Genomic DNA, 19,216 nt, shown 5'->3' on the forward strand with positions numbered 1-19,216 from the left:
CGCGGCTGCTGTGGGTGACGGCAAGGTCCCTGTCGAGGGCCGTCGCGCCCGCGCGCTTGTGACACAATCGCCGCATGACGCATATCCTGCATACCGCCGACTGGCAGATCGGCCGCCAGTACGGCCAATTCGATTCCGATGACGCCGCCATGCTGGCCGAGGCCCGCTTCGACGCCGTGGCCCGCATCGCCCAGCTGGCGACCGAGCGCGGCGTGGAAGCGGTGCTGGTGGCCGGCGACGTGTTCGACACGCAAGGCATCTCCGACCGTGGCATCCGTCGCCTGTTCGGCGCGCTGGGCGCCTACGCCGGCCCCTGGGTGATGATCGCCGGCAACCACGACGCCGCGCTGGCCGACAGCGTCTGGACCCGCGCCATCCAGCTGGGCTGCGTGCCCGCCAACGTGCATGTGCCGCTGCGCGCCGGCGTGGTGGACCTGCCCGGCGCCAACCTGGCGGTGCTGGCCGCGCCGCTCACCCAGCGCCATACCTACGATGACGTGACCCAGGCGTTCGACCTGATGGAAAGCGAGGCCGGCCGCGTGCGCGTCGGATTGGCGCACGGCAGCGTCACGGGCCGCCTGCCGGACACCATCGATGCCACCAATCCCATCGCGGCGGACCGCGCTACGCGCGCGCGGCTGGACTATCTGGCGCTGGGCGACTGGCACGGCTGCCTGCAGGTGGACGAGCGTTGCTGGTATGCGGGCACGCCCGAGCAGGATCGCTTCCGGGGCAACGAGCCGGGCTATGTGCTGGACGTGCGCATCGCCGGCCCGGGCGCGGCGCCGCAGGTCGAGCGCGTGGCCTTGGGCCGCTACCGCTGGTCGGCCTGGAGCGAGACGCTGAGCCTGCCGACCGACGCCCAGGCGCTGGCCGACCGGCTGGCGGCGCTGCGCGGCGAGGACGTGCTGAAGCTGGAGCTGGCCGGCCACGTTGGCATGCCTGGCTGGGAGCTGCTGCAACGCGCGGCGGGCGAGGCGGCCGCGCAGGCGCGCGCGCTGCTCTGTGATTTCTCGGGTCTGCTGCTGGAGCCGGACGAGGCCGATTTCGCGCAGCTGGGCGCCAGCGGCTACGTGGCCGAGGTCGCGGCGCAATTGCAGGCGATGCAGGCCGCGCCGGGCAGCGATGCGCAAGCCGCCGTCGCATCCGAGGCGCTGCGCCTGCTGCTGCGGATGCAGCGCGAGGCAACGGCCGAGGGAGCCGCGCAATGAAGCTGTCGCGCATCGTCCTGGAAGAATTCCGCAAGTTCCGCCAGCCCCTGGCGCTGGACGGCTTGCAGGAAGGTCTGAACCTGTTCGTCGGCCCCAACGAGGCCGGCAAGAGCACCGTGGCGGCGGCCATCCGCGCGGCTTTCCTCGAACGCTACAGCACCAAGACGGTCGCCGATCTGGCGCCGCGCGGCGAATCCGGCGCGCGGCCCAGCGTGGAGCTGGCGTTCAGCCACGCGGGGCGCGACTACGTGCTGAAAAAGCAGTTCCTGACGCGGGCGCGCTGCGAGTTGTTGATCGACGGGGGCGCCGAACGCCTGGACGGGGAGGCGGCCGAGAACGCGTTGGCGGCGCTGCTGGGCTTCGACATGCCCGGACGCGGGCAGAGCAAGCCCGAGCAGGCGGGCATTCCCGGCCTGCTGTGGATCCAGCAGGGCGAGGGCCAGGCGCTCAACGCGCCGGCGGGCCATGCCCAGGGCTATCTGCGCGAAGCGCTGACGCGCCTGTCCGGCGAACTGGCGGCCGGCGATGGCGACAGGCTGTTCGAACGCGTGTCCGCCGAGCGCGGCGCGCTGCTGGACGCGCGTAACGGCAAGCCCAAGGGCGTGTTCAAGGATGCCGACGAGGCGCTGACGCGCGCGCGCTCGGCGCGTGACGACGCCCTGCGCGCCAAGGCGCAGCTGGACGCGGACGTCGACCGGCTGGCCGCCTTGCGCCAGGAACACGGACAGGCGCAGCAGGCCGAGCCCTGGAAGGCGCTGGAAGCGCGGGCCGCCGAGGCGCGCACGCGCCTGGCCGCCCTGGCGCGCGAGCGCGAGACGCTGGAAGGCTTGCGCCGCGAGCTGGCGCAGGCCGCCAGCAACCTGGGCCTGTTGCAGGATCAGGTCGGGCGCGACCAGCAGGATGAAATCGAGCTGCGGACGCTGGAACAGCAGGCGCAGGCGGCCGCCGAGCGTCTGCGCCAGTCCGAGGCGCCGCTGGCGCGCGCGCTGCAACAGCGCGACGCGCAACGCGCTGCCGCCGACTCAGCGCGGCTGGCCTTGACGGCTGCGCAGGCGCAGGCCGATCGGCGCGACCTGGAGCAGCAACTGCGCCAGCTGGACGCCGACTCGGAACGCCTGGATGGCGCGCTGAAAGCAGCGAATGAACTGATCGCCCAGGGATCAGCGCTCAAGGCCGAGGTGGTCGGCATCGAGGTGCCGGACGCCGATCTGCAGGGACTGCGCAGGATCGAAAGCCAGCGCGCCAGCCTGCGCGCCCAGCTGCAGGCCGTGGCCACGCGGCTGTCGTACCGATTGGAGCCGGGCGCGCGGGCGCTGCTGGACGGCCGCGCACTGGAGGCCGACGGCCAGCTGCTGCTGACCGCCGCGGCGGAGCTGGACCTGCCCGGCGTGGGCCGCCTGCGCATCGAGCCGGGCGGCAAGGACCTGCCCGCGCTGCAACGCGAACTGGCCGCGCTGGATGCCGATGGGGTGGCGCTGCTGGCCCGCCTGGGCGCGGCCAGCGTCGATGAGGTCGAGGCGCGCCATGCCCGCCACGCGGCGCTCAAGGGCGATCTGGAAGGCATGCGCAGGGCGCTGCAGATCCACGCGCCCAAGGGCATCGACATGCTGCGAGGCCAGCGCGACGAGGCACAGGTCCGGCGTGATGCGCTGCGGGCGCGTCTGCATGCCTTGCCGCCGGCGGTCGAAGGCGACGTTCTTGACCTGGCCACGGCGCGGCAGGCCTTGGGCGAGGCGCAGGCAGCCGCCGAACACGCGGGCAATGCCTGGGCCGAGGCCCGGCGCGCGGCGGACGCGGAGGGAACCCGCGCCCAGATGCTGCAATCGCAGGCCACGGCCAGCCGGGCCGCGCTGCTGTCGCCCGAGCGCAGCGCGCAGCGCCAGGAGCGGGCGGGACGGCTGGCCGAGACGCGCAGCCATCATGATCTGCTGGCGCGGCGGCTGGCCGAGGCCGAAGCCGCGCTGGACGGCCAGCGTCCGGCGCTGATCGAGCAGGACGCGCTGCGCTTCGAACAATCGGCCGCGCTGGAACGCGAGGCGCAGCAGCGCCGGCACGGCGAGATGCTGCAATTGCAGGGCAAGCTGGACCAGGCCGGCGCGCAAGGCCTGGGCGAACGGCTGTCCGAGGTCGAGGCCGATTGCGAGCGTCTGCAGCGCCGCCGCGACGAGCTGGATCGGCGCGCGCAGGCGCTGGACCTGCTGCTGCGGCTGCTGAGCGACAAGCGCGCGGCCGCTACCCAGCGGCTGCAGGCGCCGCTGGCGCGCCGGCTGCGCCATTACCTGGGCCTGCTGTTCCCCGAGGCTGCCTTGCGCCTGGACGATGCTTTGCTGCCCGCCGCCTTGCAGCGCGTCGGCGGCGAGGACGCGCTCGACAGCCTGAGTTTCGGCACCCGCGAGCAGCTGGGCATCCTGGCGCGCTTCGCCTACGCCGACCTGTTGCAGGAGGCGGGGCGTCCCACGCTGCTGGTGCTGGACGATGCGCTGGTCCACGCCGACGAGGGCCGGCGCGACTTCATGAAGCGCGCCCTGTTCGATGCCGCCACGCGCCACCAGATCCTGATGTTCACCTGCCATGGCGAGGCCTGGCGCGATCTGGGCGTGGCGCAGCGGCGCATCGGCGCGGCGGGATAGCCGTCGCGCGCGTCGGCCGGTCCCTGTCCCGCGCCGCCGCGGTCAAGTTGTGTGAAGCCGCTTGACGCGCATGGGGCGCGCGCGTAGGCTACGCCACTTGATCCTGCGCGGTATCCAGTGGCGGACGCAACATCCGGCCTGGCCACGCAAGAGGGGGACCTTGTCGGTTCTCCGGGTCGTTCACCGCAACGCTCATGTCCGACTTCCTGTCCATCGCCGTCACCGCCAGCGCCGTCCGCGCAGCGGGCGCGCGCGCGCCGGCACGGGCCATGACGCGAGGCGCGGTGGTTTCTCCTCCTGTCGTAGCGGCGCCGCCGACCGTCGTCGGGGTCGTCGCCGTCGTCGCGGGTCCGTACCCGCCGTCGGCCGTCGTCCGCCGCTAAGGCGCTTCCCGCTCGTTCCGATCCGTTCGGGCGATCCGGTCCGCGTCGCGCTTTGTCCAATCACGCTCCTGCCTGGCCCGCAAGCCGCCTGCCTTGACGCCTGAACGCGTCCGGCGGTTCGCGCATCCGTCTCGCCGCTTTCCCGCGACGGGATGGGCCGGGCTCGAGCCTGTTCACTCATCGACAGGTAGAAACTCATGTCTTTCAACCGGAATGCGTGGGCCGCCCATGGCTCCACCTCCTTGTTCGTGCTGCTGTGGAGCGGCGGCGCGATCTTCGCCAAATGGGGGCTGGCGCATGCCTCCGCCTTTGGCTTCCTGCTGCTGCGCTTCGTGCTGGCGCTGGCGGTGTTGCTGGCGATCTGCGCCGGTCGCCGCCGCTGGCTGCCGGCGCCGGGCACGCGCGTCAGCGTGGCGCTGACGGGCTTCCTGCTCATCGGCTGCTATTCCATCTGCTATCTGCTGGCGCTGGACCACGGCGTCACGCCAGGGGTGCTGGCGACGCTGCTCGGCGCGCAGCCCATCATGACGCTGGCGCTGATGGAGCGGCGCTTCGACGCGGGCCGCGTTTCGGGCCTGCTGCTGGCCCTGGCCGGACTCATCATGGTGGTGTTCCAGAGCATCGCCTTGGCGCGCTACTCGGCGGCGGGCATCGGCTTCGCCCTGGCCGCGCTGCTGAGCATGACGGCGGGGGCCATCCTGCAGAAGCGCGCCAGCCAGCCGCCCATGGACGTGATGCCGCTGCAATACGCGGTCAGCCTCGTCCTGTGCCTGCTGTTCGCGCCGTTCCAGCCCTTGTGGGCGGACTGGAGCATCGGCTTCGTGCTGCCCTGGCTGTGGATGGGCCTGGTGATCTCGGTGGGCGCGACGCTGCTGTTCTACCGCATGATCCAGGCGGGCAACCTGGTCAACGTGACCAGCCTGTTCTACCTGGTGCCGGTCGGCACGGCGTTGCTGGATTTCCTGATCCTGGGCAATCGGCTGCCGGCCTTGAGCCTGGTCGGCATGGCGGCGATCCTGCTGGGGCTGATGCTGGTGCTCAGGCCGGCGCGATAGCGGGGAGGGCGCCGGCCCTTGCGCGGCGGCTGGCGCCCGTGCGGCCTTGCCGTCGCGCGGGCGGCGCGGCCTTGTCAGGCCAGTTCCAGTTCCCGCGCTTCCCAATGCCCGCTGACCAGCTGGCTGGGGCGCTCGCTCGCGATGACCCTGGCGCAGACCGGCCAGGCGTCCAGGCGCACGTTCAGGCCGGCATAGATGCCGTGGCCGGGGCCAGCCGTGATGGCGCCTTGCGCCTGGATGCCTTCGCCCGCGCGGATGGCGCCCTCGGCGCGGATGTCCTCGCCGGCGATCATGCCCCAGCCGGCGGCCAGGTGCTCGCCGCAGTCGACGGACGCGCCGGCCTGGATGCCGCAGCCGGCGGTGAGCGCCTTGGCCGCGACGACCGAGCCGCCCGCCTTGAGGCCCTGGCCGCAGGCGATGGCGTCATCGCAGGCCACGTCCTGGCCCGCGTGCAGATGGCCTCCCACGGTTATCTTGCCGCCCGCGCGTACGTCCCATTTGGCGCGCGCGTTGCCGGCGCAATCCAGCGTGTCGGCCGTCTCGATGCCCCATTCGGCGCTGATGTCGCCGCCCGCGCGCAGCAGGCCGGCGCTGGCGATCTGGGCGCCGGACTGGATGTTCTCGCCGGCGATCACCGATTCGCCGGCGCGGATGCCGCCGCCGGCGACGATGCCGCGTCCGGCGCGCACCACGGAATCGACATTGATGCCCATGCGCACCTCGATCGTGCCGGCGAACACCACGGCGCTGGCGTCGATCTCGTCCAGCCGCAGCACCGCGTCGGTCGGGCCGAACTGGTCCAGCAGCCAGCAGGCGTCGCCGACGCGGCCGTCGGCGACCAGGGCGTCGAGCACGGCCTGGTAGTCGCCCTGTCCGTTGTGATCCCGCAGGAACCATTTGTAGCCGCCCGCGCAGGGATTCTTGGCTTTGACGAAATTCTTGGTGAGTTGCATGACGATAGGCGCAAATGTCGTGTGCGCCCGGCCGGCAGCCGTCCGGTTCAGGACGGACGGAAGCGGGCCGAGCGGCAGGGACCGCGCCGGCCTGGGTGTGGGCGGGCGGTCCCGGGACGCGGCTGGCGGCAGGCGTGGATGTGCGCGAGCAGCCGGCGGCGGGCCGGAAAAGGGCGGAAAGCGGGAAGGGGCGCCGGCGGATTAGCCGGGCTTGGAGCGCGCGTAAGCGGAACGCGCGGCGACTTCCTGCGAGCTCAACAAGGTCGAGCGCAGGGCGCAAAGGGCGCTGGCGGCGTCAGGAGGGGAGGAAAGGTCGGATCGCACGGGGGCAGATGCTACCACCGGGGCGATTGCAGTCAAGGGGTTGCGGCCCGGGCGCAACGGTCCGGCGCCGCCGCGCCAAGAGGGGCGGGCGGCGCTGCCGGCCACTGCGGCCGGCAGGGGACGTCAGTTCGACAGCTTGATGTCGCGGTCCTTGGCGATGCGCTGGCGCAGTTCCAGTTCGCGCTTGATCAGGGCGGCGTACTCGGCCGGCGTGCTGCCGTCCACCAGCGAGCCGCCATCGGCCAGGCGCTGGGCGATCTTCGGATCCTTCAGCACCTTGACGGCGGCGGCGTGGATGCGGTCGACCACGGCCTGCGGAGTGCCCGCCGGCGCGACCAGGCCGTACCAGGCCATGTTGTCCATCTGTGGCAGGCCGGCTTCGGCGAAGTTCGGCACGTCCGGCAGCGAGGGCAGGCGCTTGGGCGCCTCGATCGCCAGGGCGCGCAGTTTGCCGGCCTGGATGTGGGGCATGGAAGAGGGCAGGTTGTCGAATTGCGCGTTGACCTGGCCGGCGATCACGTCGTTCAGCGCCGGGCCCGAGCCGCGGTAGGGCACATGCACCATGTCGGTCTTGGTCAGCGACTTGAACAGCTCGCCGTCCAGGTGGCTGATGCCGCCGGTGCCGGACGAGGCGTAGCTGTACTTGCCCGGATTGTTCTTGAGCAGCGTGATGAATTCGGCCAGGGTCTTGGCCGGCACCGACGGATTCACGGTCAGGACGTTGGGCACGTTGACCAGGTTGGTGATGGGGGTGAAGTCCTTGATCGGGTCGTACGGGTTCTGCGGATTGGTGGCCGGGTTGGTGGCCATGGTGCTGACGGTGGCGACGCCCAGCGTGTAGCCGTCCGGCGTCGAGCGCACCAGCGCGTCGGCGCCGATGGAGCCGCCGCCGCCGCCGCGGTTCTCGACCACGATGGCCTGGCCCAGCTCGCGGGTCAGGCCTTCGGACACGATGCGGGCGACGATGTCGGTGGTGCCGCCGGCGGCGAAGGGCACGATCAGGCGGATGGGTTTGCTGGGGTAGGCGTCGGCGGCCACGGCGGCCGAGCTGAGGCAGAGGCCCGCGAGGGCGGCGGCCAGGGCGGCCTTGGCTTGGGTAAGCGCGGTCAAGAGTCTTCTCCGTATCTTTTATCTTCTGAGGGACTGGGGCGGCGCCTGCGGGCCGCCTCCGTAGCGCGCCGCATTCCTTTTGAGAGCGCGTCACGGGGGCCATTCAACCGAGGAAGCCGGGACAGGTCAAGCCGGGGGAGTCCCTGTCTGGCGCGGCGCGAAGAGGGGTGCACAGCCCCCTGTTCGGGGTTTGTCACAAGGCCGAAATGCGCAATGATTGCGCAGCGATCATGCCGTCATCGGACCGCTACGCGCATAAATCTCTGCATAACTTACAAGAATCTGATATTTTTCGGATGAGATTCTTGGCCGGTCTTGCAAGAAAGCTATTGCGTTTGTTTCTCCCGACGCCGTTCAATGGCGCAGGTGTAGTTCCCGCGGGGCAACGCGTAGTGCAGCGACGCACCAGGCCAGGGTTCCGTCCGTCTTTGTCTTTCAATCCCCGGTCTGTTTCGTCTCTCGCTGCCTGGCGCTGGCGGGAGGGGGCCCGGACACTCTCGGAACGCCATGTCGCTGATCCTGATCCTCGCTCTGCCGTTCGCCGGCAGCCTGTGCGCCGCGCTGCTGCCGTCCAACGCCCGCAACGCCGAAGCCTGGCTGGCCGGCCTCATCGCGCTCGCCTGCGCGGTGCTGGTGGCAAGCCTCTATCCCCAGGTCGCCGGCGGCGGCGTGGTGCGCTACGACATCCCCTGGGCGCCGGCGCTGGGGCTGCAATTCACGCTGCGCATGGACGGCTATGCCTGGCTGTTCTCGCTGATCGTCTCGGGCATGGGCGCGCTGGTGGTGCTGTACGCGCGCTACTACATGTCGCCGGAAGACCCGGTGCCGCGCTTCTTTTCCTTCTTCCAGGCCTTCATGGCCGCCATGCTGGGCGTGGTGCTGTCCGGCAACCTGATCCAGCTGGTGATGTTCTGGGAAATGACCAGCCTGGCCTCGTTCATGCTGATCGCCTACTGGCACCACCGCGCGGATGCGCGGCGCGGCGCGCGCATGGCGCTCACCGTCACCGGCGCGGGCGGGCTCTGCCTGCTGGCCGGCGTGCTGATCCTGGGCCACATCGTCGGCAGCTACGACATGGACCGCGTGCTGGCCGCCGGCGACCTGGTGCGCGCCGATCCCTGGTATCCGGCGGTGCTGGCGCTGGTCGCCCTGGGCGCGCTGACCAAGAGCGCGCAGTTCCCGTTCCAGTTCTGGCTGCCCAACGCCATGGCCGCGCCCACGCCGGTGTCGGCCTACCTGCACTCGGCCACCATGGTGAAGGCCGGGGTGTTCCTGCTGGCGCGCTTCTGGCCGGTGCTGGCCGGCACCGACGCCTGGTTCTGGATCATCGGCGGGGCAGGGCTGATCACGCTGGTGCTGGGCGCCTACGCCGCCATTTTCCAGCAGGACATGAAGGGCGTGCTGGCCTATTCCACCATCAGCCACCTGGGCCTGATCACGCTGCTGCTTGGCCTGAACAGCAGCCTGGCGCTGGTGGCCGCCATCTTCCACATGGTCAACCACGCGACCTTCAAGGCCTCGCTCTTCATGGCCGCCGGCATCGTCGACCATGAGACCGGCACGCGTGACCTGGGCCGGCTTTCCGGCCTGTACAAGGCCATGCCGATCACGGCCACGCTGGCCATGGTGGCGGCCGCGTCCATGGCGGGCGTGCCGCTGCTCAACGGCTTCATCTCGAAAGAGATGTTCTTTGCCGAGACCACCTTCGTCAGCGGCGACTGGACCACGCGCGTCGGGCTGCCGCTGGCGGCCACGGTGGCCGGCGCCTTCAGCGTGGCCTATTCGCTGCGCTTCATCCTGCAGGTGTTCTTCGGGCCGCCGGCCACCGATCTGCCGCGCGCGCCGCACGAGCCGCCGCGCTGGATGCTGTTCCCCAGCGCGCTGCTGGTGTTCATGTGCCTGCTGGTCGGCGTGTTCCCGGCGTATACCGTGGGCCCGTTCCTGGCCACGGCCGCGCAGAGCATCCTGGGCGCGGACATGCCCGAGTACAGCCTGGCCGTGTGGCACGGCGTGAACCTGCCGCTGGTCATGAGCGTGGTCGCCATGACGGCGGGCGTGGTGCTGTACCTGGCGCTGCGCGCGCACCAGCAGGCCAATCCTGGCCGCGTGCCCTTCATCTACCGCTTCGATGGCCGGCGCAGCTTCGAGACGCTGCTGGACGGCTCCAGCGTGGCGGCGTCCTGGCTGCTGCGCTGGCTGGCGTCCTCGCGCCTGCAAGTGCAGATGCTGCTGATCGTGCTGGGCACGCTGTTCGTGGCCTGGCTGCCGCTGCGCGCCGGCGGCTGGCTGGACGGCGCGGGCCATCTGACCACGGTGGACCCGGCCTTCGCCCTGCTGTGGCTGGTGGGCGGCGTGTGCGCGGTGGCGGCGGCCTACCAGGCCAAGTACCACCGGCTGGCCTCGCTGGCGCTGGCTGGCGGCGCGGGCCTGGTCACCTGCCTGACCTTCGTCTGGTTCTCGGCGCCCGACCTGGCGCTGACGCAGCTGTCGGTCGAGGTGGTGACGCTGGTCCTGCTGCTGCTGGGCCTGCGCTGGCTGCCGCGCCGCATCGAGCAGGACGACGAGGGCGCCTGGAGCAGCTTCAAGGCGCGCGGCCGCCGCCTGCGCGACCTGCTGATGGCCGTCGCCGCCGGCGGCGGCATGTCGGCGCTGGCCTACGCGGTGCTGACGCGGCCGCAGGGCGACACGATCTCCTCGTACTTCGTCGAGCGCGCGCTGCCGGACGGTGGCGGCACCAACGTGGTCAACGTGATCCTGGTGGATTTCCGCGGTTTCGATACCTTCGGCGAGATCACGGTGCTGGGCATCGTGGCGCTGACCGTGTACGCGCTGCTGCGCCGCTTCCGTCCCGCCGCCGAGAGCGCGGACCTGCCGCGCCAGCAGCTCGACCAGGACGGCGGCGTGCCGCTGGAAGCGCCGGACATCAAGCGCCTGCTGCCCGAGGGCCGGATGATGGTGCCGGCGGTGCTGGTGCGGCTGCTGCTGCCCACGGCCGCCCTGATCTCGGTGTATTTCCTGCTGCGCGGCCACAACCAGCCCGGCGGCGGCTTCGTCGGCGGCCTGATCTTCGCCACCTCGGTCATCCTGCAATACATGGTGGGCGGGGTGTACTGGGTGGAATCGCGCAGCCGGCTGAATCCGCAGAACTGGATCGGCCTGGGCCTGTTGTTCGCCGGCGCGGCGGCGGTGTCGGCCTGGCTGCTCTACAAGCCGTTCCTGGCCGCGCTGGCCTGGGACATCGCGCTGCCGCTGGTCGGCCACGTGCACCTGTCCAGCGTGCTGCTGTTCGACCTGGGCGTGTACATGCTGGTCGTGGGCTCCACCGTGCTGGTGCTGGTGGCGCTGGCGCACCAATCGCTGCGCGCGCAACGCAAGGCCGCTGTCGAAAGCCAGGCGGCGGCCGCTCAAACAGGGGAAGCTTGATGGAATTGATTTACGCCGTCGCGATCGGCGTCTTGGCGGGCTCGGGCGTCTGGCTGCTGCTGCGGCCGCGGACGTTCCAGTTCATCATGGGCCTGTCGCTGGTTTCCTACGCGGTCAACCTGTTCATCTTCGGCATGGGCCGGCTCACCTCGGGACGCCCGCCGGTGATCGACCTGGCCGCCTCGCATGATCCGTCGTGGTATGCCGATCCCTTGCCGCAGGCCCTGGTGCTGACGGCCATCGTGATCGGTTTCGCCACCACGGCGCTGTTCCTGGTGGTATTGCTGGCGTCGCGGGGCCTGACGGGCACCGATCACGTCGACGGACGGGAGTCCGGATCTTGAGCTTCTGGTTGCAACATCTACCCGTATTGCCCATCGTCACGCCGCTGGTCGCCGGCGCGCTGATGCTGCTGCTGGCCGACACCAGCCGCCACGCCCGCGGCGCGATCTCCCTGCTGTCCACCGTGGCCCAGCTGGCCGCCGCCATCGCCTTGCTGGCCGCCGCCGGCGGCGCGGCGGGCTGGCCGGGCGGGGTGGGGGTCTACCTGGTCGGCGACTGGGCCGCGCCATTCGGCATCGTGCTGGCGGTGGACCGGCTGGCCGCCGTCATGCTGACGCTCACCGCGGTGCTGGGCCTGGCCACGCTGATCTACGCGCTGGCGCGCTGGGATCGCGCCGGAGTCCATTTCCATTCGCTGTTCCAGTTCCTGCTGATGGGTCTGAACGGCGCCTTCCTGACCGGCGACCTGTTCAACCTGTTCGTGTTCTTCGAGGTGCTGCTGGCCGCGTCCTACGGTCTGCTGCTGCACGGCTCGGGCGTGGCGCGCGTCAGCGCCGGCATGCAGTACATCGCGGTGAACCTGGTGGCGTCCTTTCTGCTGCTGATCAGCATCGCGCTGATCTACGGCGTGACCGGCACGCTGAACATGGCCGACCTGGCGCTGCGCGCCGGCAATCTCGCCGGCGCCGACCGCATGCTGTTCGAGGCGGGCGCGGCGGTGCTGGGCGTCGCCTTCCTGGTCAAGGCGGGCGCCTGGCCGCTGAACTTCTGGCTGGTCAAGGGCTACGGTTCGGCCGGCGCGCCCATCGCCGCCATGTTCTCCATCATGACCAAGGTCGGCATCTACGCGCTGCTGCGCATCGGCTCGCTGCTGCTGCCCACCGGCGCGCCGGCCGCCTTCAGCCTGGACTGGATGTTCGCCGCCGGCCTGGCGACGCTGCTGTTCGGCGGCCTGGGGCTGCTGGCCACGCAGCAGCTGGAGAAGATGGTCGGCTATTGCGTGATCGTGTCCGCCGGCACGCTGCTGACGGCGCTGGGCATGCCGGGCGTGACGCTGACCGGGCCGGCGTTGTTCTACCTGATCAGCTCGGTGCTGACCACCGGCGCCTTCTTCATGCTGGCCGAGCTCATCGAGCGCACCCGCAGCTTCGGCGCCAACGTGCTGGCCGTGACGCTGGACGCCTTCGACCTGGACGATCCGGCCTCGGTGAACCGCTCCGACGACGTGGTGGGCGTGGCGATTCCGGCGGCCATGGCCTTCCTGGGCCTGGCCTTCATCAGCTGCGCCTTGCTGGTGACCGGGCTGCCGCCGCTGTCGGGCTTCGTGGCCAAGCTCTCGCTGCTGTCGGCGGCCGTATCGGCCGCGACCGAGTCGGCGCCGCCGATGGACGCCTGGCTGCTGGTGGCCGCCGTGCTGCTGTCCGGCCTGGCGGGCCTGATCGGCCTGGGGCGCGCGGGCATCCGGGTGTTCTGGGCCAGCGACGACCGCAGCACGCCGCGCCTGCGCGTGATCGAGGCCGGTCCGGTGGCGGTGCTGATCCTGCTGTGCGTCGGTCTGGCGGCGGGCGCCGGTCCGGTGTCGGCCTACCTGGATGACGCGGCTCGATCGCTGGACCACCCCAAGTCGTACATCGACGCCGTGATGTCCGCCCAGACGGTGCGCGCGGCGCAAGGAGGCCAGTGATGCGGCGCGTGTATTTCCTGTTCCTGCCGCTGTTCCTGTTCGTGCTGTGGCTGGTGTTGAACGAAAGCCTGTCGGCCGGCCAGATCGCGCTGGGCGCGGCGCTGGCGCTGTGGTTCACCTGGGCCGCCAGCCGGCTGCGCCCGCTCAAGGCGCGGCCACAGCGGCTGTGGAAGGCGGTGCCGCTGTTCCTGAACGTGACGGTCGACATCATCAAGTCCAACATCGCGGTGGCCCGGCTGATCCTGAATCCGCGCCGCAATGATTTTTCGCCGGGATTCATCATGATCCCGCTGAGCATGCGGGATCCGCATGGCCTGGCGATGCTGGCCTGCATCGTCACCTACACGCCCGGCACGGTCTGGGTGGACCTGACCGACGACCATTGCCTGAAGCTGCACGTGCTGGACCTGCAGAACGAGGAGGAATGGGTGAAGCTGGTGCAGGACCGCTATGAGCGTCCGCTCAAGGAGATTTTCGAATGAACACCGTGCTTTACTGGGCGGCGTCCTTCGCCCTGGTGTGCTTCGCGCTGGGCATGGTGCTGGCCGCCGTGCGCCTGCTGCGCGGCCCCACCGCGCAGGACCGCGTGCTGGCGCTGGACACCCTCTACATCAACGGCATGCTGACCATGCTGGTCTTCGGCATCCGGTCGGGCACGTCCGTGTATTTCGACATCGCGCTGCTGATCGCGCTGTTCGGCTTCGTGGGCTCCACGGCCATGGCCCGCTTCCTGCTGCGCGGGGAGGTGATCGAGCCATGATCGAATCGCAGATTCCGCTGTGGGCGGGCATTCCGGCCAGCATCCTGCTGGTGCTGGGCGGACTGCTGGCGCTGACTGGCTCGGCCGGCCTGCTGCGCTTCCGTTCCTTCTATTCGCGCATTCACGCGCCCACGCTCGGCAGCACGCTGGGCTGCGGCTGCGTGCTGGCGTCTTCCATGCTGGTGTTCTCGGCGTTGTCGTCGCGGCCGGTGTTTCACGAGGTCATCATCACGCTGCTGCTGATCGTGTCCTCGCCGGTGACCGCCATGCTGCTGATGCGCGCCGCGACCTATCGCGGCAGCCTGAAGCGGGAAGACGCGGACAGGGACGCCCGCTAGGAGCGGGGAACAAGGTAACAAGGGACGCAACATGTACAGGCCGATGACCGCGTCCTGGCTGTTGCGGTGCGTCATGCTGGAGCGCGGGGCGAGCGGTGCGCGGACGGCTTGCGCGAGCGCAAGTCCGAGCCGGCCTTTTGCGCCGCGCGGCCCAAAAATGGATGAAACTTCAGCTTACGTTTCCACGTCGGTGGACATGCCACGGTAGCGCCGGCGTGGGATAGTTGTTCCATGGGAGCGGCAGTCGGATTCCCGACCAGCCGCTCGTGTGTTCAATCGTCTCTCAGGAGCTGGCTATGAATGTACGTTCCATTTCCACGAAACGCCTCGCGGGCGCGCTCTGCGCCGCCGGACTGGTGCTGGGCGCCGCGGCCGCGCACGCCGCCGACCCGATCGGGCGCGCCGGCATCCAGGCGCAGTACGAGCAGGACGTGGCGAACTGCAAGAAGGGCACGACGGGCCAGGATCGCACCGCCTGCCTGCGCGAGGCTGGCGCCGCCCGCGAGGAAGCCAATCGTCAGCGCCTGCAGGAAGGCTCTACCTCCCAGCTTCAGCAAAACATGCTGGACCGCTGCAACCGCTTGCCGGCCACGTCCCGCCAGGACTGCATCACGCAGATGACCTCGCCCACCCAGGTGCGCGGCAGCGTGCAGGGCGGCGGCGTATTGCGCGAGACCGTGATCCAGGCGCCGGCCGAGAGCGCGCCGCCGCCGGCCGCCACGCCGGGCATGGCCCCGGCCACCGGCGCGCCGATGCGCCAGTAAGGCCGCGCCCGCCGGCGGTCCGCGCCGGCCGGACGGGCAGGGCGCGCGTCCGCGCGCGCCCATCGAGGCGCAGCCGCCGCCGCAATCAGGCAAAATGGCGGCTGTCGCCCTCACACACGCATATCCATGTCCGACGTCATCGCCCTGATTTTCGACTTCGACGACACGCTGGCCTCGGACAGCACGTCCGGGTTCCTGGGCAGCATCGGCGTGGACACCGCCAGTTTCTGGAAAGACCAGGTCGATCCGCTGCTGACCCATCACGATTGGGATCCGGTGCCCGCCTATCTGTACAAGATGATCCAGCTGTCGCAGGCCGGCCAGCACGGCCCGATCACGCAGCAGCGCCTGCGCGACTGGGGCGCGCGGCTGGAGTTGCACGAAGGCGTGTCGACCCTGTTTCCCCGCCTGCGCGCGGCGGTGCGCGCAGAGCACCCGCAGGTGCAGCTGGAGTTCTACCTGATCTCCAGCGGCATCGGCGACGTGGTGCGCTCCACGCCCATCGCCCATGAGTTCACCGAGATCTGGGCGTCCGAGTTCACCTATGGCGCCGACGGCGGCATCGAGTTTCCGCGCCGCATCGTCAGCTTCACCGACAAGACGCGCTACCTGTTCCACATCCAGAAGGGCATCATCGGCCGCGAGTTCCGCAACAAGCCGTTCGAGGTCAACCGCAAGGTGCCCGAGGACCGCCTGCGCGTGCCGTTCGACCAGATGGTCTTCGTCGGCGATGGCTACACCGACATCCCGTGCTTCTCGCTGATCCGCCGCGCCGGCGGTTTCGCCTTCGGCGTGTGGGACCCCAAGCACCGCGACAAGCGCAGCCGCGCCTGGGGCTTCATCGAGGAAGGCCGGGTGTCCAACTTGAACCAGGCCCGCTACGACGAGAACGCCGAGCTGTACCAGTGGCTGGAAGAGGCCGTCACCAGCCTGGCGGGCCGCATCACGCTGAAGTCGCGGGTGTACCGTGGCTGAGGCGGCGCTGATCGCGCCGCCCGCGCCGTGGACCGCTCAGGACGAGCAGTTCATGCGGTTGGCGCTGGAATTGGCGCAGGAGGCCTACGACATCGGCGAGGTGCCGGTGGGCGCGCTGGTGGTGTCGGCGCAGGGCGACATCCTGGGCCGCGGCTACAACCGCACCATCATCGACCACGATCCCACCGCGCACGCCGAGATCGTGGCGCTGCGCGCCGCCGCCGCGCAGCTGGAGAACTACCGGCTGCCGGGCATCAGCGTCTACGTCACGCTGGAACCCTGCGTCATGTGCATCGGCGCCATGTTGCACGCGCGCCTGGCGCGGGTGGTGTTCGGCGCGCATGATCCCAAGACGGGCGCCTGCGGCAGCGTGCTGGATGTCGGCGCCGTCCCCAAACTCAATCACCACACCTCGGTCACAGGCGGCGTGCTGGCGGAAACCTGCGGCGACCTGCTGCGTCGGTTCTTCCGCGAGCGCCGCAGCAAGGAATCCAAAGCATGAGCAGCAAGTCCAAGAGCGGCAAGTCCAAGGCCGCCCACGATCACGACGCCCACCACGAGCACGCGCATGACCACGACGGCCATGTCTGCGACGATGACTGCGGCCACGACCATGATCATCCCCACGCGCTGCCGGACGCGCGCGGCATCTACCTGATTTCGCCGTCCTCGGCGGTGCGCGATCCGGACACCGTGGCGCTGGCGCGCCAGCGGCTGGAGGCCCAGGGCTTCAAGACCGCGCTGGACCGCACGGCGCTGGCCGTGCACCAGCGTTTCGCCGGCACCGACGCCCAGCGTCTTGCCAGCCTGACGCGCGCGATCAAGCAGAAGCTGCCCATCGTCATGGCGACGCGCGGCGGCTACGGCCTGGGCCGGCTGCTGCACCTGATCGACTGGAAGGCGATGGCCGACAGCGGCAAGCGCTTCGTCGGCCTGAGCGACTTCACCGCCTTCAACCTGGCCCTGCTGGCCAAGACCGGCGCGGTCAGCTATACCGGTGCGACCGCCGTCGCCGATTTCGGCGGCAAGAAGGTCGACGACCTGACCGAGGCGTTGTTCGGCGAGATCATGCGCGGCGAGCTGGAAATCCTCAGCTTCGAAACCCAGGATGCCGATCCGGTCGATTGCCGCGGCATCCTGTGGGGCGGCAACCTGGCGATGGTGGCCTCGCTGCTGGGCACGCCGTACATGCCCAAGGTGCGCGGCGGGATCCTGTTCCTGGAGGACGTGGCCGAGCATCCCTACCGCGTCGAGCGCATGCTGATCCAGCTGTGGCAGGCAGGCATCCTGGACAAGCAGAAGGCCATCGTGCTGGGCCGCTTCAGCGATTACAAGCTGGCGCCGCACGACAATGGCTATGACCTGAACGAAGTCGTCGCCTGGCTGCGCAAGACGGTCAAGGTGCCGGTGGTCACGGGCCTGCCTTACGGCCACGTCGCCACCAAGGCCACGCTGCCGATCGGGCAGAAGGTCGGGCTGGCGACCGAGCCGGGCATGGCGCACCTGGTCATCGACGAGCACATGGGGTAAGCCTACCCGGAGGAAAGCCCACCCCCGAAGCGCTTTGTCCCGCTTTTTTCGCCGCCCGGCCCCGTGCCGGGCGGTTTGTCGTCCGGGCTTGCTACACTATCGGGTTTTCCCAGGCGCGTCTTCGGCCGCGCCGTTCGGGCAACTTTCATATCCCCGCTCCAAGACACCGTGATCTCAACCGCCAATCTCACCATCCAGTTCGGTCCCAAGCCCCTGTTCGAGAACGTCAGCGTCAAGTTCGGCGAAGGCAACCGCTACGGGCTGATCGGGGCCAACGGGTCCGGCAAGTCGACGTTCATGAAGATCATCGGCGGCGACCTGGAGCCCTCGGCGGGCAACGTGTCACTGGAGCCGGGCGTGCGCCTGGGCAAGCTGCGCCAGGACCAGTTCGCGTTCGAGGACTTCCGCGTGCTGGACGTCGTCATGATGGGCCACACCGAAATGTGGTCGGCCATGTCCGAGCGCGATGCGATCTACGCCAACCCCGAGGCCAGCGAAGACGACTACATGCGCGCCGCCGACCTGGAGGCCAAGTTCGCCGAATACGACGGCTACACCGCCGAGGCGCGCGCTGGCGAGCTGCTGCTGGGCCTGGAAATCGCCGTCGACCTGCACAACCTGCCGATGCGCGAAGTGGCGCCGGGCTGGAAGCTGCGCGTGCTGCTGGCGCAGGCGCTGTTCTCGAACCCCGACGTGCTGTTGCTGGACGAGCCGACCAACAACCTGGACATCAACACGATCCGCTGGCTGGAGAACGTGCTCAACGGCTACCAGAGCACGATGATCATCATCAGCCACGATCGCCACTTCCTGAACCAGGTGTGCACGCACATGGCCGACGTGGACTACGGCGAGATCCGCATCTACCCCGGCAACTACGACGACTACATGCTGGCCTCGACCCAGGCCCGCGAGCGCCTGGTGTCCAACAACGCCAAGGCCAAGGAACGCGTCGCCGAGCTGCAGGACTTCGTGCGCCGCTTCGCCGCCAACAAGTCCAAGTCGCGCCAGGCCACCTCGCGCCTGAAGCAGATCGACCGCATCAAGGCCGAGCAGGTTGAAGTCAAGCCGTCTTCGCGCCAGAACCCGTACATCCGCTTCGAGCAGAACAAGGTCATGCACCGCCAGGCGGTCAACGTCGAGCACCTGACCAAGTCCTACGACGCGCCGGTCATCAAGAATTTCTCGGCCATGGTCGAAGCTGGCGAGAAGATCGCCATCATCGGCGCCAACGGCGTCGGCAAGACCACCTTGCTGCGCCTGCTGGCCACGGACCTGGCGCCGGATTCCGGCACGGTGAAGTGGTCGGAAAACGCCGACCTCGGCTACATGGCCCAGGACGTGTCCGACCAGTTCCAGCAGACCGACAGCAACCTGCTGGACTGGATGGGCGACCACCGCCAGCCGGGCGACGACGACCAGTCCATCCGCTCGGTGCTGGGCCGCCTGCTGTTCTCGGCCGACGACCTGCCCAAGGCGCCCAAGGTGCTGTCCGGCGGCGAGAAGAACCGCATGACCTTCGGTCGCCTGATGCTGGGCCGGCACAACGTCATGCTGCTGGACGAGCCGACCAACCACCTGGACATGGAATCGATCGAATCGCTGCAGTTCGCGCTGGAAAAGTACCAGGGCACGCTGGTGTTCGTGTCGCACGACCGCGAGTTCGTGTCCGGCCTGGCCACGCGCGTGGTCGAGATCCTGCCGTCGGGCGAGATCGTCGACTATCGCGGCGGCTACGAGGACTACCTGACCTCGCGCGGCATCGAGGCCTGAGCCTGCTGAAGGGTCTTGCGC

Annotated in this window: 17 protein-coding genes; 15 read left to right on the forward strand and 2 right to left on the reverse strand. The window is 69.7% G+C overall.

Translation table 11 applies throughout. From position 1 onward, the window contains the following. Nucleotides 1-74: 74 nt before the first annotated feature. The 4 genes from AC6LJ9_RS16690 (at nt 75) to AC6LJ9_RS16705 (ending at nt 5,279) form a co-directional block, all read left to right on the forward strand. Nucleotides 75-1,211 (forward strand): metallophosphoesterase family protein, encoded by a 1,137-nt coding sequence (locus AC6LJ9_RS16690; RefSeq protein WP_498148424.1) that lies wholly within the window; start codon nt 75-77, stop codon nt 1,209-1,211. Further along, the gene (locus AC6LJ9_RS16695) at nt 1,208-3,841 is read left to right on the forward strand and encodes an AAA family ATPase (protein ID WP_498148425.1); all 2,634 of its coding nucleotides are present in this window, start codon (nt 1,208-1,210) and stop codon (nt 3,839-3,841) included. Before AC6LJ9_RS16690 ends, AC6LJ9_RS16695 begins: the two co-directional genes overlap by 4 nt. Before the next feature lie 194 nt (nt 3,842-4,035). Then, on the forward strand, nt 4,036-4,224 hold the full coding sequence (locus tag AC6LJ9_RS16700; protein ID WP_498148426.1) for a hypothetical protein: 189 nt from the start codon (nt 4,036-4,038) through the stop codon (nt 4,222-4,224). A gap of 197 nt (nt 4,225-4,421) precedes the next feature. After that, nucleotides 4,422-5,279, forward strand: a complete 858-nt coding sequence (locus AC6LJ9_RS16705; RefSeq protein ID WP_498148427.1) for a DMT family transporter — start codon at nt 4,422-4,424, stop codon at nt 5,277-5,279. 74 nt (nt 5,280-5,353) lie between these two features. On the opposite strand, the gene AC6LJ9_RS16710 is transcribed toward AC6LJ9_RS16705, so the two are convergent. Together AC6LJ9_RS16710 and AC6LJ9_RS16715 are read right to left on the reverse strand one after the other, a co-directional pair. Continuing rightward, complete coding sequence (locus AC6LJ9_RS16710; protein ID WP_212321599.1) at nt 5,354-6,232, reverse strand: hypothetical protein; 879 nt, start codon at nt 6,230-6,232, stop codon at nt 5,354-5,356. Between the two features lie 447 nt (nt 6,233-6,679). Continuing rightward, nucleotides 6,680-7,666 (reverse strand): Bug family tripartite tricarboxylate transporter substrate binding protein, encoded by a 987-nt coding sequence (locus tag AC6LJ9_RS16715; RefSeq protein WP_498148428.1) that lies wholly within the window; start codon nt 7,664-7,666, stop codon nt 6,680-6,682. Between the two features lie 507 nt (nt 7,667-8,173). On the opposite strand from AC6LJ9_RS16715, the gene AC6LJ9_RS16720 reads away from it, so the two are divergent. The 11 genes from AC6LJ9_RS16720 (at nt 8,174) to AC6LJ9_RS16770 (ending at nt 19,195) form a co-directional block, all read left to right on the forward strand. Then, nucleotides 8,174-11,089 carry a monovalent cation/H+ antiporter subunit A gene (locus tag AC6LJ9_RS16720; protein WP_498148429.1) on the forward strand — a complete coding sequence of 972 codons (2,916 nt, stop codon included), beginning with the start codon at nt 8,174-8,176 and terminating at the stop codon, nt 11,087-11,089. Then, nucleotides 11,089-11,433, forward strand: a complete 345-nt coding sequence (locus tag AC6LJ9_RS16725) for a Na+/H+ antiporter subunit C (protein WP_498148430.1) — start codon at nt 11,089-11,091, stop codon at nt 11,431-11,433. The genes AC6LJ9_RS16720 and AC6LJ9_RS16725 overlap by 1 nt, the downstream gene beginning before the upstream one ends. Next, the gene (locus tag AC6LJ9_RS16730; protein WP_498148431.1) at nt 11,430-13,055 is read left to right on the forward strand and encodes a monovalent cation/H+ antiporter subunit D; all 1,626 of its coding nucleotides are present in this window, start codon (nt 11,430-11,432) and stop codon (nt 13,053-13,055) included. The genes AC6LJ9_RS16725 and AC6LJ9_RS16730 overlap by 4 nt, the downstream gene beginning before the upstream one ends. Beyond that, on the forward strand, nt 13,055-13,537 hold the full coding sequence (locus tag AC6LJ9_RS16735) for a Na+/H+ antiporter subunit E (RefSeq protein WP_212316942.1): 483 nt from the start codon (nt 13,055-13,057) through the stop codon (nt 13,535-13,537). The genes AC6LJ9_RS16730 and AC6LJ9_RS16735 overlap by 1 nt, the downstream gene beginning before the upstream one ends. After that, nucleotides 13,534-13,815, forward strand: a complete 282-nt coding sequence (locus AC6LJ9_RS16740; protein ID WP_103274610.1) for a K+/H+ antiporter subunit F — start codon at nt 13,534-13,536, stop codon at nt 13,813-13,815. The genes AC6LJ9_RS16735 and AC6LJ9_RS16740 overlap by 4 nt, the downstream gene beginning before the upstream one ends. Continuing rightward, a complete protein-coding gene (mnhG, locus tag AC6LJ9_RS16745) occupies nt 13,812-14,153 on the forward strand; it encodes a monovalent cation/H(+) antiporter subunit G (RefSeq protein ID WP_498148432.1) in 342 nt (113 codons plus the stop codon). Before AC6LJ9_RS16740 ends, mnhG begins: the two co-directional genes overlap by 4 nt. Before the next feature lie 296 nt (nt 14,154-14,449). Then, complete coding sequence (locus AC6LJ9_RS16750; protein WP_498148433.1) at nt 14,450-14,917, forward strand: hypothetical protein; 468 nt, start codon at nt 14,450-14,452, stop codon at nt 14,915-14,917. 126 nt (nt 14,918-15,043) lie between these two features. Continuing rightward, a complete protein-coding gene (locus AC6LJ9_RS16755; protein WP_103274607.1) occupies nt 15,044-15,892 on the forward strand; it encodes a haloacid dehalogenase-like hydrolase in 849 nt (282 codons plus the stop codon). A gap of 10 nt (nt 15,893-15,902) precedes the next feature. Next, nucleotides 15,903-16,394 carry a tRNA adenosine(34) deaminase TadA gene (gene tadA / locus AC6LJ9_RS16760; protein ID WP_212317002.1) on the forward strand — a complete coding sequence of 164 codons (492 nt, stop codon included), beginning with the start codon at nt 15,903-15,905 and terminating at the stop codon, nt 16,392-16,394. Then, complete coding sequence (locus tag AC6LJ9_RS16765) at nt 16,391-17,422, forward strand: LD-carboxypeptidase (protein WP_498148434.1); 1,032 nt, start codon at nt 16,391-16,393, stop codon at nt 17,420-17,422. The genes tadA and AC6LJ9_RS16765 overlap by 4 nt, the downstream gene beginning before the upstream one ends. 168 nt (nt 17,423-17,590) lie before the next feature. Beyond that, nucleotides 17,591-19,195 (forward strand): ABC-F family ATPase, encoded by a 1,605-nt coding sequence (locus tag AC6LJ9_RS16770; protein WP_498148435.1) that lies wholly within the window; start codon nt 17,591-17,593, stop codon nt 19,193-19,195. Nucleotides 19,196-19,216: the final 21 nt, after the last annotated feature.

It is taken from the genome of Achromobacter sp. 1011811831 (assembly GCF_059760905.1).